This is a genomic window from Bacillus cereus group sp. MYBK220-1, assembly GCF_051916445.1.
Taxonomy (GTDB): domain Bacteria; phylum Bacillota; class Bacilli; order Bacillales; family Bacillaceae_G; genus Bacillus_A; species Bacillus_A cereus.
Map to the genome: position 1 here is coordinate 208,155 of NZ_JBQAGQ010000002.1, position 17,811 is coordinate 225,965.

Sequence of the window (17,811 nt, forward strand, 5' to 3'; positions counted from 1 at the left end):
TTATATTTATATTAAAATATAAATAGGGAGAATTGTAATATTTTTGGAAGGATATACAGTGTAAAGTGACGTCAATAGTACTGGTTTTGATGTTATAATGGAATAGAATGTAAAAGGATAGTAGATACATTTAATTACGATAATTATAGTTTTAGTCTATGGTCCTTGAAATTAGACTTTCCTTTATAAGTATATAAAGAATTAACAATTATATTTAAATAGAAAGGATAGAGTATATGAGCAACAAATTTTTATTTTCTTTTTTACAGACGAAGTATAAGAAATTGGCTGATGTTGCAGAAGCGTTAGAAAAGCAGGTGTATAACGATGTTCCTTCTGCGTTATCAAAGGCGAGGCTTTTTGCGGAGAAGCTAGCAAAGTATGTAATGGAAATGGAAGATATTAATGTATATTACGAAATGAAGCATGTTGAAGTAATACATAAGTTGTATCGAGAAGGGATTTTAAATGAGGAAATGCATTTCCGATTTGAATGGATTCGCAAGATGGGTAATAAAGCGGTTCATGAAGCGAACTTTGGAAGTATAGAAGATGCATTGAAAGCTCATAAACTTACATATGACTTGGCAGTTTGGTTCATGGAGTTATATGGAGATGTTAATTTTAAAGCGCCAGCATATGCAAGTCCGAAAGCTAATGCAGAGCAGAAGGTTAATACAGACGATATTAAACAAACCGTAGCAGAAACAGTAGAGAAGAGTTTAGAAAAAACACTTGAGGCGAAGTTCCGTGAAATGCAGGAAACATTACTCAAGTTAACGCAGGAACAACAAAAAGAGAAAGAAGTAGTACAAGTTATAACTGAGCAAAAAGTACAAGAGCCAGTTATTGAAGAAAAGATACCTGTAAAGGAAGAAGTACAGGAGCCAGCTATTGAAGAAAAGATACCTGTAAAGGAAGAAGTACAGGAGCCAGTTATTGAAGAAAAGATATCTGTAAAGGAAGAGGTACAGGAGTCGGTTATTAAAGAAAAAACGCCTGAAAAAGAAGAAACAACTGATACGGAAATTTTAGAAGAAGATTTTGATTTAATGAGCTATTTGCAAAGTCATGATATAGAAATCATTGATAAGCGTTCTGCAGGGGGATCTCTTTGGTTAATTGGTGGTTGGGAATTGAAAGAAGTATTAGATCCTTTAAAACCACGTAAAATTTATTTCCGTTACACAGCTAAAGGTGGACGTGTGACAAAGCGTAAGCCAGCTTGGTTTTTAATGGGGAGTTATAGTGATGGCCCTAAAAAAAAGGAAAGTACTCCTAAAAAGGAAGTAGAAGAACCGAAGCAAGTGGATGTGCCGAAAGAAATTGAGCAAGAGAAAGAAAAAGAAGTGGTGCAGCAAGTAATAGAAAAAAGAGAAGTGACTGATCAGCAATTGATTGTTCCTTCTCGATTATTTAAAGTGCGTATAAATGAATATGAAGAGAGTCCTGTTAATACATTTGGCGAACATTTTCATTTAGACACTTTTGGAGAAATAAAAGAAGAACATTTACGTGATTGGTATCGAAAGGATAAACAGGATTTTTACGATTTAGCAATCCAGTTATGGTTTTTAGGATGTGAGTATCAAGGGAATTTAGCGAAGCTTGTAAACTTGCCTCAAGAACAAGAGAGAGTATTGATAGAAGTAAATGCTACACAGGCTGAAGCATTAAGCGAGAAATTGCCACAACATTTAACAGAGTTATTTGCGAAGTTTGGTGTACGAAAGATAAAGCAATTAAATGGATTACCACTGCTTTCAATTCGCTGGCTTACAGCAGAAGCGTTTGTTGAATTTTTAGGTTGTTTAAAGGGCGAAGAGTCTGATGATGATGAAAGTCCCAGTAGTAGCGTAGAAGAGAATATACAGGGCGAAAATGAAGTTGAGAAAGAGTTGCAAGGTGAGGATGGAATTATAGTATGTATGGGAACGGAATGCCTAACGATTCCTATTAATATGAAAGATACGACGATTACGACGGAATTAATTACAGGTTGTAATAATTTTATAAGCCAATTAAAGAGTAATTTTGGTGTTCATACAATAGGAAAGCTTCCGAAAGATCTACTTCCATTAAGAGAACGAATGCAAGGAGTTGGTCCTAAAGTAATTGAAAAGTTCTTTAAACAACTTGAAAATCTAGGACAACTTGAGGAAGTGGAAGGAATCGTTGAACCGGTGGGTATACAAGGAGAAGAAGTACTATTAAATGGAGAACGAGTAGCAATTCCGTCTTCTTTACAGGAAGAGTCTTTAGAATATGGGGATTTTTTAAGTTGCCCATCCCTTGTAGAAAAATTACATGAAGATGGTATCCAGCAGTATAAACAACTTCCCCTTTATTTACAGGAGCTGAAGAAGTTTCAAGGTGTTGGTGAGTTAGCATTGAAGAAATTTTTACAGCACTTAAAAGAAAAGGTAGAAATTGCTGAGAAGAGGGAACAGGAAGAAACTTTTTATGCGACAATGACGGCGGACGAGAGAATGCAGTATGAAACAGATCAGTTAAAAGAAATGCTGCAAGATATGTTAGAAAACGGAAGCATTCATACTAAGCTGAAGATAAGTGAGAAGGCTCTAGAGATTATGCGTGAACGGTATGAGGGAACATTAAATGGAAAGCGACCAACTTTAGAAGAAACGGCGCAAAATCATGACGTAACGCGTGAAAGAATCCGACAAATTGTGAAAAAGTCAGTTGGAAGGATTAGAGTGAAAGCGGAAGTATGGTTCCAATTATTTCGAGATAAGTTAGAAGCAAATAGAAACTTTATGGAAAATAAAATGCTTTCAGAAGAAAGTTTTTGTGAGTACTTAATTTTAGAAATGTTAGAGTCAGAGGATATAAACCTTTGTTTTGATAATCAATTTTTCACTACGTTAACAAGAGCTGAGTTACAAGATTTTGATAGACAAATTTCTAATATTTTCTCTGAACGATTAAAAGGGAAATTGCTAGAAGAAGAGCAGTATGAGGAAATGGTAGAAAATGTTGCAGCGGAATTAGAAGTGTCTCTTTTTGTTGTAAGGAATACTTGTAAGGAAATGATGCGCCAGACAAATCAAAATCAATATGTATTGGCAAAAGCTAAGAAAATTGATGTAGCTGAGATTGTATTAAGACAGTTTCCGAATGGTGCTGAAGTATATAAAGAATACGAGATGTTAAATGAGAAGGCAAATGAAATAATGCCAAATTCATTCCATGGAGAAAGAGATTTTCCTGCTATTTGTACGAGAGATGAATCTTCAGATACAATTTATTTATGGGGTAGAGGTATTTATATTCACAGTAGCTTTGTTAAACCGAATATAGAATTAATCGAGACAATTGCAAGAGAAGCAGCTGACAAATTAGAGAAGAAGCCAGTTATTACGGTTACATATTTGTTCGATCAATATGAAGATGTACTACTAGAAAATGATGTTCCAACAGAATATGCGTTGTACACATTATTAAGACATTATGGATCTGATCATATTGCACTACCAAAGTTCCCGAAAATTATTCAAATAGGGGACACAGGAAGTATAAGAAATGCAGATTTACTTCGTGATTTTATTAGAAGTAAAGGGCATGAAGTGAGCACGAAAGAATTAAGAGATGAGTTTATAGTAAATCGTGGTTGGAAGCCGTTTACGGTGGAATTCACTTTATCTAGTACACAAGATATTATTCAGAGTAATTATGGAGAGTACACATTAATAGAATTTTATGAGCAAATGCCAGTTCATATATTTGATCCGATCATAAAGCGTATAAACGAAAAATTAGAAGAAATTCCGCAGTTTCAAATTAATGGCATATTTAAAGAGTTTGAATCATACTGCATTGCAAATGGTATTCATACAAATTACTTACTCTATTATTTACTGCGTTCCAAGTCTGACGATCATTTTATGTTGCCGCGTTACCCACACATTGCGAAGATCGGAAGCGAGTTAGAAACTGCTAGTATTAAAACTTTAGTAGAAGATTATATTCTAGAGCAAGGATACGAAGTTTCAAGGGAAGAGGTAATGGATTGGCTTGTAAATGAATTAGGGGCACGTGAAAATGCCTTCGATATTGCACTACAGCTCTCGGATCGAATTTTTTATTATACGAGAGGCCAGTATGCTGAGTATGTACACGAAATGACAATTGGATGGAATGCAGAAAAGCAACTTGTGTTAAAAAATGTGGTATTAGATGTATTAGCGAGAGAACAACAAATAAATGATAAAAACTTTATCCGAGTAGAACATTGCTTATCTGAAAACCTTCCAGAGTTAGATGGAGGTTTATCTTGGACAATTGATTTATTCGCAGATTGTGTAAAACGAGATAAAGAATTCATTTTACTAGGTTCGAGAGGAACAATTATCGTACCTCGTACAAGCTCCATTCAATCAGAGACAGATTTTATCCAATATGTATTAGTAAAAGAGTTTGGTGGATCAGCGAAAATGCGCGATGTAAAGAAAAAGTTAATGCAATACGGATTCTCGGCGGATGGAGAGTTACTATTTGAGACAGAAACGTTACTAGCCGAAGGAAAGGCTCCTTTCGTTCAAATAGGTGATGAGATTATCTCTAAGCATTTAGTGGAGGTGTAAAAATTGCAATCGGACTTAAAAGGAAAAATTGAACCGTATTTACAAAAAGAAGAAGATATAACGAAGAAAATTGTGCTGAAGACGGTAGAGTTAGTCAGTACGCGTAAAAAATTATCTACACAAGCTTTAGTGAAAAAGTTAGATAGAGATATTGATAGTTTAATATAGGTGTGACATACAGGGGGTGTAAAGCATGTTAATTCAAAAAATCACCTTTCATCATTTTAGACAGTTTTACGACACGCAAAGTATTACGTTTGCAGGAGTAGATAATGAAAGGCTTGTTACAGTCATTTTAGGTGAAAACGGTCGCGGTAAAACAGGTATTTACCGTGGTCTTCTCTTCGGTTTATATGGAGATATGTATTTAGATCAAGATGCTGACGGAAAAGACGATATTGTTTTAACGAATACAAAAGCATTACAAGAAGATTATGATGGTGAGAAAAAAGGTGTTACTTGTACAGTAACAATTGATTTTCTTCATAATCAAAATGAATTTTCTATTAGCCGTTCAATATTTGCGGTGCAGAATGATAAAGGTGAAAAAATTGAGCGGTTACATGCTGCTGAGTTGAAAAATGTAACGAACGGAAGTGTCATTACAGATAAAGAAGAAATTCAGCAGTTTGTAAATGAAATATTAGATGAACGTGTAAAAAACTATTTCTTCTTTGACGGAGAGCGTATCGAGCGCCTTACAAGAGCGTCAGAACAGCAACGTAAAGAAATCGCAAAAGGTATAAAAAACTTATTGAAAATTGATGATTTGCTTAAATCACAAGAAGTATTACAGGCATTAGATAAACAAGTGCTAAAAGAATTACAAAAACATTCTTCTGGTGATTATCAAAAGAAATTAAAAGAAAAACTAGAAAATGATGAAGCGAAAGAAAAGGCTAAGCTAGAACTAGAAACAACTGGCGTACAGTTAGATGAAGCTGAACAACGTTTAGGTCATCTTACTACGCAATTAGAACAATTCCAAGAAGAAGCACAGAAAATTAAAGAATTAAAACAACAAGAAGAACTTCTTCAAACGAAGCAGATGGAACAGCGAGCTGCGATGCAACATTTAGTCGGTTTTAACAACACGTTATCTTTACTATTGGCGAAAGACATTCTTCATTCTGTTAAAACAAAGCTAGAGATCATACTCGATTATCAAACAGAAAAAATGGATATCGGTTTAGAGTTCATCCAAAACTTACTAAGTGATTTGAAATGTATATGTGGTACTGCTCTGCAAGAAGGATCTAAAGAGTACGAATCTATTATGAGACTAGAAAAAGTTGCGATTCGTAACGTTGAAAAGAAAGCTTTTTATGAACTGCTAACAAACGTTATACAATTAATCGGTTTCCTTGAAGATAAAGAAAGCGACTTAAAATATAAGCTTGATGAAGTGAGTAAAAAAGAGTACGAATTAGAAACGATTCGCCAACAAGTTGAAAGTTTAAATAAACAACTGTCAGACACAGGAATTGAAGATTTAGCTACGTTAAATAAAGAGCGAAATGATGTACATAAACAACAAGTACAGTTAGATGTGCATATGAAACAATTGCGCGAAAGCATAGAAGAGCTTGAACGCAAAGAAGAGCAATTAGAACTAGCTCTGCGCGATCTAAAAGTGAAAAGTGGCGTACACGCGAAGCTTGCTAAAAAGCAAGAAGAAACAGGGAAAGCTGTAAAAGCAATTAATCAAATGATAAAAGAATTTGAAAAGATTATTATTGCTGACTTAGAAAAAGTAACAACAAATAATCTTCAGCAGTTATTAGATGACAGCGGGAATATGAATATTCAAGAAGTAAGAATTAAAAAGGATTATTCATTAGAAGTATTAAATAGCTACGGTCACTCTTTCCTAGCGAACATTTCACAAGGACAGCGACAAGTATTATCTTTAAGCTTTATTACCGCACTAGCACAAGTGGCAGGAGGACATGCTTCTTTAGAAATGCCATTATTCATGGACACGCCGTTCGGCCGTTTATCTTCAAAACATGAACTGAACTTATTAAGTTTCTTACCAGAAGTGTGTTCACAATGGATACTACTCGTAACAGATCGAGAATTTGGCGATCGCGAAAGAGCCATGTTCTTAGAAAAAGGATGCTGGGGTAAATATTACGAACTTCGCAGCGTCGAACCGAGCGTAACAAAAATTATCGAACATCCAATGTTCATCCCGCAACATTCATAAGGAGGAGGGAGTTATATGGAAGAAACAAAAACGTCATTACGTGTCAAAGTACGCAAAGAGTATTTACCATTCTTTAAAGACTTACGAACAAAACATATATTTGAACAACACAGCTCCTTCTTCACACTATGTGCATGCGTAGGAGAACGACTAGGCAGAATAGACGAATCTTACAAAGGAATCGAACTATGCCAAGCCTACACATTCACAACATACGAAAAAACGATTTTACAATCGCTCATCTACAACAAAACAAAACAACTAACAGAAGAAAGAGAAATGTTCGCAGAAGCAGAAAAATATGCGGATGCTGGATTTCGATTTCTGATTGAAGGGCCGTTCTCAAGCGTTGCGATCAAACTGGAGAGTGGGGAATATTCCTTGCATTCTGGTAGGGAGGAAGAGCTGGAGAAGTTGATGGCGGGGTATGTTTTGGAGTTGGTTGAGGGGGTTCCGTTTTAGGTGTTTGATTTTCAGTTAATTATTACAAATAAGGCTTTTAAGAAAATTTATTTCACTTTACCTTGAAGAGTAGTAATATTTTCTGACTTAAGAGTTAGAAGAAGTAACGAAGAAAGGAGGATATACTTGGAGAAGGAAAAGGCTCAACTAGATAATTATTTAAATGATTTTTTAACATGTAAGCACTTGAATGGATATGAGATGAAAAATACTTTTGATAAGTTAGAGGAGACTGCTAAGAAATATAAAAAGGCTGTGCATTTAAGTAGAAATTTGTTTTATTCCAAAACAAAGGGACAAAATTATACAAGGGTATTTCCTATAGATAATGAAAATTATTATTCAATTTCTTGGGATATTAATAAAGCGAAAACGCTTATAAAAGATAAGGAAATTAGATTTCAAAAAATGAAAATAGAAATCCTTTGGAAGAATGTGTCCACTGAATATATTGATTATAAGTACGTCAATAATGAATTGTCTTTTCAGTATTATGAGCCAATAATAGTGGTATTTTATGCCCCTTTAAATGAATATATAGTTATAGATGGAAATCATAGGCTTGCCAAGCAGAGAATGAAGAAACCTGAGGGGAATATTAATGTATATTTACTGGAACCTGATGATCATATTAAAGTAATGTGTGGTGAGTTGTTTAGAACTTGCTATAAAATAATGCACAATGTAACTGTAATAAGTAACTATTTATTGGGTAATATTAATAGCTATTTTTATTCAAATGAGTATAAGACGGAATCGGGAGCGAAATTTTTATATAAAATTAGCTCTTTCAAATTAACATTAAAAAAACTGATTAAATATCACTATTAATTTAATCTAAATCAGCATCTATTTGTAAATAATAAGATTCATCGGGCTTAAGAATAGTTACTGAAAGGTACTTGTAGAAGAGTCCTTTGAATATTGATAAAGAAATGTATAATGACGAGTAGAATATAGTATTTAAATAATTAATTACATACAGATTTAATAAGAGGGATCTTGCTCTGTTCGGTACTTTTTAAAATATGATAGGGACAAGATCTGTCTGCTGTTGAGGAGACTACGTAAATACTATATATTTACTGAGAATTGATGATGTTAAATAGAGGTTTGTAGATGAATAGTTAATTTCTATATCCGGTTAATCATTAAAATATTGACCCAGACAATAAAAGGGTGTAAGCTATTTATTGACTTAGACAATAAAAACAGGAGGATGAGTGGTGAATGGCTTAGAATATATTCTCGGGTTATATAATATGCAACACTTAGAGCTTGCTGAAAAACTTGGAATTAAGAAGCAAAATATCAACCTGTGGATTAAAGGGAGGCAAAATATTCCTAAAAAGTATTTGCCGATTTTAGAAGAGACTTTTGGTTTAAGCGCAAGTTATTTTATAAAGGAATTAAGTGAAGTTGATAAACTTGAGATTCAAAAGGAAAAGCTGAAGAGAGAACTAAAACCTATTATTAAAAGCTACGGTACGCAATTCATGGTAGAAAAGCAGGATCTTGTTAATGTTCCTATCTATGATAAAAAAGAAATGAACAGGATGGAACGGGCGATTGAAAAAGCAAAACTTATAGATAGGTTTAAATGTGCTCTTGAAATAGTGGAAGATAGTCCTTATTTGGATACATTTAAACTTATTGTGGAATTAATGGAAAAAGTACAGCATGAAGCTGTTCTTCATAAAACAATTGAAGCATTGGCACATTATTATGAGGTACTGCCAGATTGGATAAATAGTGAGCCAGAACAAGAAGAATTTGAACAAGAAATATTTGAAGTGTTTGATGACCATAATTATTAAAAAGAATCGGAGGATATAAGAATGACAACAACAGCAAATGTGGGCTTTGAAGAAACATTATGGAAAGCAGCGGATAAATTAAGAGGAAGCATGGATTCAGGGGAATATAAACATGTTGTGTTAGGTTTGATTTTCTTAAAGTACATATCTGACAAATTCGAAACAAAATATAATGAACTAATTGAAGAAGGTGACGGTTTCGAGGAAGATCGTGACGAGTATGAAGCGGAAAATATTTTCTGGGTACCTACACAAGCACGTTGGGATTTCATTAAAGATAATGCAAAAGAAACAAAAATTGGGCAAATCATCGACGATGCGATGATTTTAATTGAGAAAGAAAATACAACTTTAAAAGGTGTATTGGATAAACGCTATGCACGTCCAGAAATCGATAAACGTAGATTAGGGGAGTTAATTGATTTAATTTCTACCATTAGACTACACGGAAATGGTGAAAAAGATTTATTGGGCCGCGTGTATGAATATTTCTTAGGGCAATTTGCAAGTGCAGAAGGAAAAGGCGGCGGTGAGTTCTATACACCAACGAGTGTAGTTAAAACATTAGTAGAAATGATTGAACCGTATCAGGGGCGTATTTACGATCCTGCTTGTGGAAGCGGTGGTATGTTTATTCAAAGTGAAAAATTCGTTGAAGAACATCAAGGGAAAATTGGCAATTTATCTATTTATGGGCAAGAATTGAACTCTACTACATGGAAACTATGTCGTATGAATTTGGCGATTCGTGGATTGGACGGAAATCTTGGTTCTGAACATGCTGATACATTCCATAATGACCTGCATCGCACATTAAAAGCTGATTACATTTTAGCAAATCCACCATTTAATATTAGTGATTGGGGCGGTAATAAATTAACAGATGACGTACGCTGGAAATTTGGTATACCAGCTGAAGGAAATGCGAACTATGCTTGGTTACAACACATGGTATATCACCTTGCACCCAATGGAATAGGTGGAGTGGTACTTGCAAATGGATCATTAAGCTCTAATACTTCGAATGAAGGTATAATCCGTAAAAATCTAGTTAATGCAGATTTAGTGGATGCAATTGTTGTTTTACCAGATAAGCTATTCTACTCAACAGCGATCCCAGTATGTTTATGGATTATGAATCGAAACAAAAAGGAACATGGGAAATTTCGAAACCGTGAAAATGAAATTTTATTTATTGATGCTCGTAATATGGGGACAATGGTTGACCGTCGTCATCGTGAATTAAGCAATGAAGATACTAATAAAATTGCTGAAACGTATCATAACTGGCGCAATGCCAGCGGGAAATATGTAGATGTACAAGGTTTCTGTAAGGCAGCAACCATTGAAGAAGTGCGTGAAAATGAATATGTATTAACACCGGGGCGTTATGTCGGAATTGAAGATGTGAAAGATGATGGTGTGTCATTTGACGAAAAAATGGAAAAATTGACAAATGAGCTTGGAGAATTATTTGAGAAATCAAATCGCCTAGAAAATGAGATTCGCAAAGGACTAGGGGGGCTTGGATATGAGTGCTAAAGAATGGTATAAATATAAGCTTTCGGATCTAGTACATATCATCGGAGGAGGGACTCCGAAAACTTCTACTCCAGAATATTGGGGTGGGAGTATTCCATGGCTCTCTGTAAAGGACTTTGCTGGTGATAATAGGTACGTAAATTACACAGAAAAAACTATTACAGAAGATGGGCTTAGAAATAGTTCGACTAAATTATTAAATAAAGGAGATTTAATTATTTCAGCTAGAGGGACTGTTGGAGAAATAGCACAGCTAGGAAAAGATATGGCTTTTAATCAATCTTGTTATGGGTTAAGAGCTAATCAGCATATAACAAATGATTTTTTATATTATTTACTAAAATATGTTGTAAAATATTTAAAAAATAATGCGCATGGATCTGTATTTGACACGATTACTAAAAATACTTTTGCTAATGTGGATGTTACTATTCCAGATTTAGAAGAACAAAAAGCAATAGAGAGGATCTTATCATCTTTAGATGGAAAAATTGAAGCGAATAATCAAATAAACAAAAAGCTAGAAGAAATGGCACAAGCGATGTTTAAACAATGGTTTGTTAATTTTGAATTTCCAAATGATGATGGAAAACCGTATAAATCGAGTGGTGGAGATATGATTGAAAGTGAACTTGGAATGATACCTAAGGGGTGGAGAGTTGGGAATTTAGGCGAAATTGTCGGATTATCAACTAAAAGTGTAAATCCACAGAAGTATCCAGAGAGAAGATTTGAGCATTTTAGTATTCCGGCACTAGATAATAATAAGGTGCCAGAGATGCAGCTGGGGGAAGAGATAAAGAGTAATAAATACATTATTTCTGATAATGCGGTTTTAATTTCAAAGTTGAATCCGACAACAAAAAGAATTTGGAGACCTGTTCCACAAGGAGAGTATCCTGTATGTTCAACTGAATTTATGGTCTATATTCCGAAAGAAAAAAATGTAAAACCTTATATCTATGAGCTCATTAATTCAAATGCTTTTAGTGAAATGTTAGTTTCACATGCAACGGGGTCAACGGGAAGTAGGCAGAGGGTTAAACCAAGTCAAACATTAGATTTTAAATGCTCATTACCTCCATTTGAGCTTATGAGTAAATTTTCTGATGCTATAAAAGCATTGCATGATAATGTGTCTTATAACATTATTGAGAATGAAAAGCTTTCATTGATAAGGGACACTCTTCTTCCAAAGTTAATGTCTGGAGAAGTGCGCGTGCCATCAGAATAGATAAAAATATAAATTATTGATGAAGGGGTGTAGTACATGGGGATATTAGCAAATTTTACAGAAGACTTACTAGAAGAAGCTGTTATTGAAATCCTGCAGGGAATGGATTATGACTATGTTTTTGGCCCGGAGATTGGTCATGATGGTGAAAGGCCGGAGAGAAAGGACTATCGTGAAGTCATCTTAGAAGAACGACTTCGCGATGCATTATTTAATCTTAATCGTAATCTTCCAGAAGATGCGTTGGAAGACGCGTATCGAAAGATTATTACGTTTAATAGTCCGTCGTTAACAGAAAATAATAGGTATTTCCATAGGTTGTTAGTTGAGGGTGTGGATGTATCTTTCTGTAAAAATGGTGAGGTTAAAACTGAAAAAGCAATTATAGTAGATTTTGAGAAACCGCATCAAAATGATTTTGTAGCAATTAATCAATTTACGGTAATTGAACATGAAGAGCGTAGACCGGATGTTATTATTTTTGTGAATGGGATTCCGCTTGTTGTAGTAGAATTAAAATCGGCTTCGGATGAAAATGTTGGTATCGAAAATGCATATAATCAGATTCAGACGTATAAAAATGATATACCATCACTATTTCATTATAATACATTTTGTATTATATCAGATGGTATTAATGCCAAAGCGGGTACTATTACGTCAAATGAAGAACGTTATATGAATTGGCGTAGTATTGATGGGATTAATATTGAATCTCTTGATGTACCACAGTATGAAGTAGTAATTCGTGGGATGTTGGAAAAGAAACGATTATTAGATATCGTGAAAAACTTTATTTTGTTTCAAGAATCAAAAGAACCAGAGTACGATGCAGAAGGAAGTAAAATTGGTGATAAAAAGAGTATTATTAAGATTTTAGCGGCGTATCATCAGTACTTCGCTGTCAAAAAAGCGATTGAGCGTACGAAGCAAGCGACTGATGAAAAAGGTGATAGGAAAATTGGTGTCATTTGGCACACACAAGGATCGGGAAAAAGCTTTTCGATGGTTTTTTATACTGCAGCTTTAGTGAATGAGCTAAATAATCCAACAATTGTTGTTGTTACAGATCGAAATGATTTGGATGATCAGCTATATAAAACATTTGCTAAGTCAGAAGATATTTTACGTCAAGCGCCGAAACAAGCTCATATACGTAAATTGACGAATGAACAAAAAGTACAACAAGCGAAGGATAAAACAAAAGAGAAAAATGGTTTATATGAATTGTTAAATGATCGTCAGTCTGGTGGGATTATTTTTACTACAATTCAAAAGTTTAAACCAGACGATGGTGAAATGCCAATTTTAACAGATCGTCGGAATGTTATTATTATTGCAGATGAGGCGCATCGTAGCCAATATGGATTAGGGGCGAAAACGGATAGTAAGACCGGAGAGATTAAGTACGGTTATGCAAAATATTTACGTGATGCTTTACCAAATGCTTCTTTCATTGGATTTACAGGAACACCTATTGAAATGGAAGACAAATCAACACCAGCTGTATTTGGGCATTATATTGACGTATATGATATGACGAGAGCGGTTGAGGATGAAGCAACGGTCAAAATTTATTATGAAAATCGTATTATTAAGCTTGAAACTGATGAAGAGGAATTACAAAAAATAGATGACGAGTTTGATGAAATTACAGAAGGACAAGAAGAAGGCGATCGTGAAAAGTATAAAACCAAATGGTCCCGTCTTGAAGCGGTTGTAGGCTCTCCAAATCGTATAAAAAAATTGGCTCAAGACATTGTAGATCATTATGAGGAAAAGTCCCAAATAATTGCAGGTAAAGCAATGGTTGTATGCATGAGTCGGAGAATTTGTGTCGAGCTCTATGATGAGATTGTTAAATTACGTCCAGATTGGCACAGTGATGATCTGGAAAAAGGAAAAATTAAAGTTGTAATGACTGGTAGTGCAGGTGACAATGAAAAACTACAAAAACATATTGGGGGAAAACAACGAAGAGATACATTAGCTAGTCGCATGAAGGATACAAGTGATGAACTCCAAATTGTGATTGTTCGTGATATGTGGTTAACTGGATTTGATGTCCCGTCTATGCATACTATGTATATTGATAAACCAATGCAAGGGCACAATCTTATGCAGGCAATAGCACGTGTTAATCGTGTATTTAAAGACAAATCTGGTGGAGTCGTAGTCGATTATTTGGGTATATTGGAAAGCTTGAAAAAAGCGTTAAAGCAGTATACAGATAGTGATAGAGAGAATACAGGTATCGATACAACGGCGGCGGTTGCAATTATGCAGGAGAAATTGGAAGTGCTTCGTGGTATGTTCCATAAATTTGATTACTCGGCTTATATGGGGACATCTCAAGTTGCTAGAATTCGAGCTATTACAGGTGGTATGGATTTTGTTTTAGGCTGGATTGAAAAAGAACAAAAGGAATACAAACAAATCGCTGTTGAAATAGCAAAGGCTCATTCATTATGTGCTGCAACAGAAGAAGGAAAATCTGCGGCGCTTGAAGTAAGCTATTTTAAAGCAGTCAAGGCAAGTTTAGCTAAACTGGATGTAAAGAATGTAAAAAAGAAATCTAAAAAAGAGATCGAAGCTAGAGTTAATCAAATGCTGGAGCGTTCCATTATTTCAGAAGAAGTAATTGATGTTTTTGATAGCTTGGGGATAAAAAGTCCAGAGATTTCAATTTTATCAGAGGAATTCTTAGAAGAGGTTCGTCAGTTAAAACATAAAAATTTAGCAGTGGAGATGCTGAAAAAATTGCTCGAAGGTAATTTGAAAGTGATGGAAAAACGTAATCTTGTAAAAGCAGAAAAATTCTCAGAAAAACTAAAGAAAGCGTTAAACAAGTATCGTAATCAAGCTATTACGAATGCAGAGGTAATTGAAGAACTCATTCGCATGGCACAAGAGATTAAAGAGATGCGTGAGAAGGAAAACAATCTTGGACTGAATGATGATGAGGTAGCCTTTTATGATGCCTTAACTGCGGATGATATTGTAAAAGAATTTATAGATGATGCAATTTTAAAGAGAATTGCACAAGAACTAACAAATGCAATTAAAAGTAATATCACCATTGATTGGAGTGTTAGAAAGAGTGCTCAAGCAGGCATGCGGAGAATTATTAAAAGATTGCTGAAGAAGTATGATTATCCACCAAATCAAGCGGAAAATGCGCTAAAAGTAGTGATGAGACAAGCTGAGCTCATGTGTGGAAATATAGCTCCAATTGATGCGAGTTTGCAACATGTGGCGGAGACAAAAAAAGAATATAAATAATAAAAAAACACAGGTGAAAATTGCCTGTGTTTTTTTATGTGACATAAATAATACCTGTTTATTTGCTATCCTTGAATAGGATATAGAAATGATACTTTTTATTAATGTAAAAGGAGTTGTAGCACATGCATAATAATAATGAATTATCCGATGTTTTAACACAATTAAACCCTAAGATCCTAGAAGAACAAATAATTACATCGCTTGCAAATATTCAGAGTGTGATTTCTAAAGTTGATCCTTTATCAGTCTTGATTCATATGTATGACTATAATCTTTCTCAACACCTTATGAATCCAGAAGATGCTTTACATGGTAATGTTCATCCTGCGATTAGTAAAGGGATGGATTTAGTACAAAGTATGATAGTAGCATCAAAGCCTACAATTGATGCTGATAGTTTAAATGTTGATGAGTTAAAGTGTTTCTTAGATACCTTAGAAAAACTTTATTTAACTGCGAGTATGTATCTAAATATAGTACCGAAAGATGAGTTAATCAAGTACTCACAAGGTATGCAAATGAATGTGTCAGGAACATTATATCCTTATTTTGAGGAGGAGCATTTTCGAGATTTGCTGTTACCATATAATAAGCTTTTTATAGATATTTTTAATGTATCTGCTAAAGATATTATGGAAGGGCTTATGGCATTAAGTGAGCGTTTGAGAACAACAGAGTTTATATATTATTTTATTAATAAGGGAGCAAATGAATTAACAGCAGATAAAATATTGCAAATAGCAGATTATTTTGATGTAGAAAAGATTACAAAGTGGCCTGTAAAATTTATAAAAAGTTTAGCATTACAACCAGGTGATAAAACTGATTTTTTGATGGATATACCGAATGTAATGTTTAAAGAAATGCCTATTAAATACAAGCCATTTATATGTGTTGAAGGAAAGTATTATTGTTTTTCCGTTAATAATTTAATGGATAATTTCTATAGATCGGTAATGCGTGCATTACGAGGACAGGATAAAAGCTTAGTAAATGTCATTGGAGAAATTCAACAAAGTGTGTCAGAAGAAATACCGTTTAAATTATTTAATAAGATACTTCCGACAGCTCAAATTTTTAAGAATGTATATTATAAGGCTTCAGTCGGTGCTAACGGAAAAAACGAATGGTGTGAATGTGATGGTTTAATTTTGTTTGATGATGTAATGATTATTGTTGAAGTAAAAGGAGGAGCTCTATCACCCGTTTCACCATTTTCTGACGAAGATGCTTATAAAAAATCACTGAGAGCTTTAGCTCAAAATCCTTATGAACAATCTTTGCGCTTATTTGAGGAGTATAATCGTACTAATGAAATAGAGATCTATAGCAGAGAAAATAAAAAACGTTATAAGCTGATTGAAACAATTAATAATGTTAAATTTATACAAGCATGTTGTGTTACTCTTGATGATTTTAATGAAATCGCAGCTCACATTGAAAAAACAGAATTTATTAAAGAAAGTGCATTACCTGTTTGGTGTATATCAATAAACGATTTACGAGTATATCCTGAAATCTTTGATTCACCTAGTATTTTTATGAACTACTTATATCAAAGAAGTCTGGCAAGTAAAAATCCAGCCATTAAAACGAATGACGAGTTAGATCATATAGGATTATATTTCGAATACAATAATTATTCGATGACTATAAGTGAAATGCTTAAAGAAGTAGAAGCCAATGATGTTGTTATCCCAAGTCACAGAGATGAGATAAATATGTACATGGCGGGAAAAATTAATGATAAATTTGGTGAAGAGGATTCAGAGAATTTCTTTGAGGTGCAGTTTGGACCTATAGAAAAACCAAAGCAAAACATGGATCCTATATTTGAACAGTTAATTAGATTATTAGATAGCACAAGAGATAACCTCTGTATTAGAGCGGCTAGGTATCTACTGTTGTTAGCCACAGGGACACGTGAAAATGTCAGAGAATTTATTAGCTCTAGAACTCAAAAGCTTTTATTGCATAAAAAGCAGTTCTGGACTCCGTATGTGGCTTATAATTATAAAAAAGAGGATAGAGAAGATAAATTACCAGTTATTATGCTGTTTTTACTTAATGCTTCTAACAAATTATTTAAAGATCCTGTTGAACGCAAACGTTTTTTAATGGAAAGAGTTATGCATGACGATGAGCCAATTTTATGTGTAGTGTTAGGCGTTAATAAGGATAAGAAATTGACGAAGGCTATTACTCAAATAATAACGCCTGAGCAGTTTCAGATATTATCAGAATCAGCTTATGACACGTTAAAGCATAACCGGCAGAAAATTGGACGATCAAGAAGGTTTAAGGAATTTTCAAATGAAAGGTAAGTATTGTATATTCGGATTAAGAACGGGATAAGTTTTCCTGTTCTTTTTTATTAACTGTTGTAACTTTATTTCAACTTTGTAGGTAGAATAAGATGAGTTTTTCTCATATACAGCAACAAAAAGTTTATTATAGAGGATATGATGAATGAATTTTATTGGTAAGAAATTGAATAACATTAATTAAAAAAGAGGAAACTCTTATTGTGTTTGTAGTATAAGTGATATCGTTTTATTCATATGTTTTTTTACTTGTAGATAGTTTGATAAAATAACAGTAATTGGCTTATGACGATAAAAGGTAATGAAATATATGTAGAAAGAAAACTTGGAATAG

General features: G+C 34.0%; 10 protein-coding genes. All 10 read left to right on the plus strand.

All coding sequences use genetic code 11. The features are described from left to right. The first annotated feature begins 236 nt into the window (after positions 1 to 236). The 10 genes from ACTFRU_RS07965 (at position 237) to ACTFRU_RS08010 (ending at position 17,477) form a co-directional block, all read left to right on the plus strand. Positions 237 to 4,604: a sigma factor-like helix-turn-helix DNA-binding protein gene (locus ACTFRU_RS07965; RefSeq protein ID WP_440037570.1), complete on the plus strand. Its 4,368-nt coding sequence runs from the start codon at positions 237 to 239 to the stop codon at positions 4,602 to 4,604. Between the two features lie 3 nt (positions 4,605 to 4,607). Further along, positions 4,608 to 4,772 (plus strand): hypothetical protein, encoded by a 165-nt coding sequence (locus ACTFRU_RS07970; protein WP_001190285.1) that lies wholly within the window; start codon positions 4,608 to 4,610, stop codon positions 4,770 to 4,772. 25 nt (positions 4,773 to 4,797) lie between these two features. Further along, a complete protein-coding gene (locus tag ACTFRU_RS07975; RefSeq protein ID WP_100618062.1) occupies positions 4,798 to 6,813 on the plus strand; it encodes an AAA family ATPase in 2,016 nt (671 codons plus the stop codon). A 15-nt stretch (positions 6,814 to 6,828) separates the two neighbouring features. Then, positions 6,829 to 7,275: a hypothetical protein gene (locus tag ACTFRU_RS07980; RefSeq protein ID WP_000393174.1), complete on the plus strand. Its 447-nt coding sequence runs from the start codon at positions 6,829 to 6,831 to the stop codon at positions 7,273 to 7,275. 126 nt (positions 7,276 to 7,401) lie between these two features. Further along, complete coding sequence (locus ACTFRU_RS07985) at positions 7,402 to 8,106, plus strand: hypothetical protein (RefSeq protein ID WP_440037571.1); 705 nt, start codon at positions 7,402 to 7,404, stop codon at positions 8,104 to 8,106. 395 nt (positions 8,107 to 8,501) lie between these two features. Beyond that, the gene (locus ACTFRU_RS07990; protein ID WP_440037572.1) at positions 8,502 to 9,092 is read left to right on the plus strand and encodes a helix-turn-helix domain-containing protein; all 591 of its coding nucleotides are present in this window, start codon (positions 8,502 to 8,504) and stop codon (positions 9,090 to 9,092) included. Between the two features lie 21 nt (positions 9,093 to 9,113). Continuing rightward, positions 9,114 to 10,634 (plus strand): type I restriction-modification system subunit M, encoded by a 1,521-nt coding sequence (locus tag ACTFRU_RS07995; RefSeq protein ID WP_440037573.1) that lies wholly within the window; start codon positions 9,114 to 9,116, stop codon positions 10,632 to 10,634. After that, positions 10,624 to 11,868, plus strand: coding sequence for a restriction endonuclease subunit S (locus ACTFRU_RS08000; protein WP_440037574.1), 1,245 nt, complete (start codon positions 10,624 to 10,626; stop codon positions 11,866 to 11,868). Before ACTFRU_RS07995 ends, ACTFRU_RS08000 begins: the two co-directional genes overlap by 11 nt. 36 nt (positions 11,869 to 11,904) lie before the next feature. Then, a complete protein-coding gene (locus ACTFRU_RS08005) occupies positions 11,905 to 15,150 on the plus strand; it encodes a type I restriction endonuclease subunit R (RefSeq protein ID WP_440037575.1) in 3,246 nt (1,081 codons plus the stop codon). A gap of 125 nt (positions 15,151 to 15,275) precedes the next feature. After that, on the plus strand, positions 15,276 to 17,477 hold the full coding sequence (locus ACTFRU_RS08010; protein WP_440037576.1) for a hypothetical protein: 2,202 nt from the start codon (positions 15,276 to 15,278) through the stop codon (positions 17,475 to 17,477). The last annotated feature ends 334 nt before the right edge of the window (positions 17,478 to 17,811 follow it).

What these genes read in the sequence shown, in the direction of transcription:
- ACTFRU_RS07975 (WP_100618062.1), top strand. Translation starts at nt 4,798, where the DNA reads ATGTTAATTCAAAAAATCACCTTTCATCATTTTAGACAGTTTTACGAC.
- ACTFRU_RS08000 (WP_440037574.1), top strand. Translation starts at nt 10,624, where the DNA reads ATGAGTGCTAAAGAATGGTATAAATATAAGCTTTCGGATCTAGTACAT.
- ACTFRU_RS08010 (WP_440037576.1), top strand. Translation starts at nt 15,276, where the DNA reads ATGCATAATAATAATGAATTATCCGATGTTTTAACACAATTAAACCCT.
- ACTFRU_RS07965 (WP_440037570.1), top strand. Translation starts at nt 237, where the DNA reads ATGAGCAACAAATTTTTATTTTCTTTTTTACAGACGAAGTATAAGAAA.
- ACTFRU_RS08005 (WP_440037575.1), top strand. Translation starts at nt 11,905, where the DNA reads ATGGGGATATTAGCAAATTTTACAGAAGACTTACTAGAAGAAGCTGTT.
- ACTFRU_RS07980 (WP_000393174.1), top strand. Translation starts at nt 6,829, where the DNA reads ATGGAAGAAACAAAAACGTCATTACGTGTCAAAGTACGCAAAGAGTAT.
- ACTFRU_RS07995 (WP_440037573.1), top strand. Translation starts at nt 9,114, where the DNA reads ATGACAACAACAGCAAATGTGGGCTTTGAAGAAACATTATGGAAAGCA.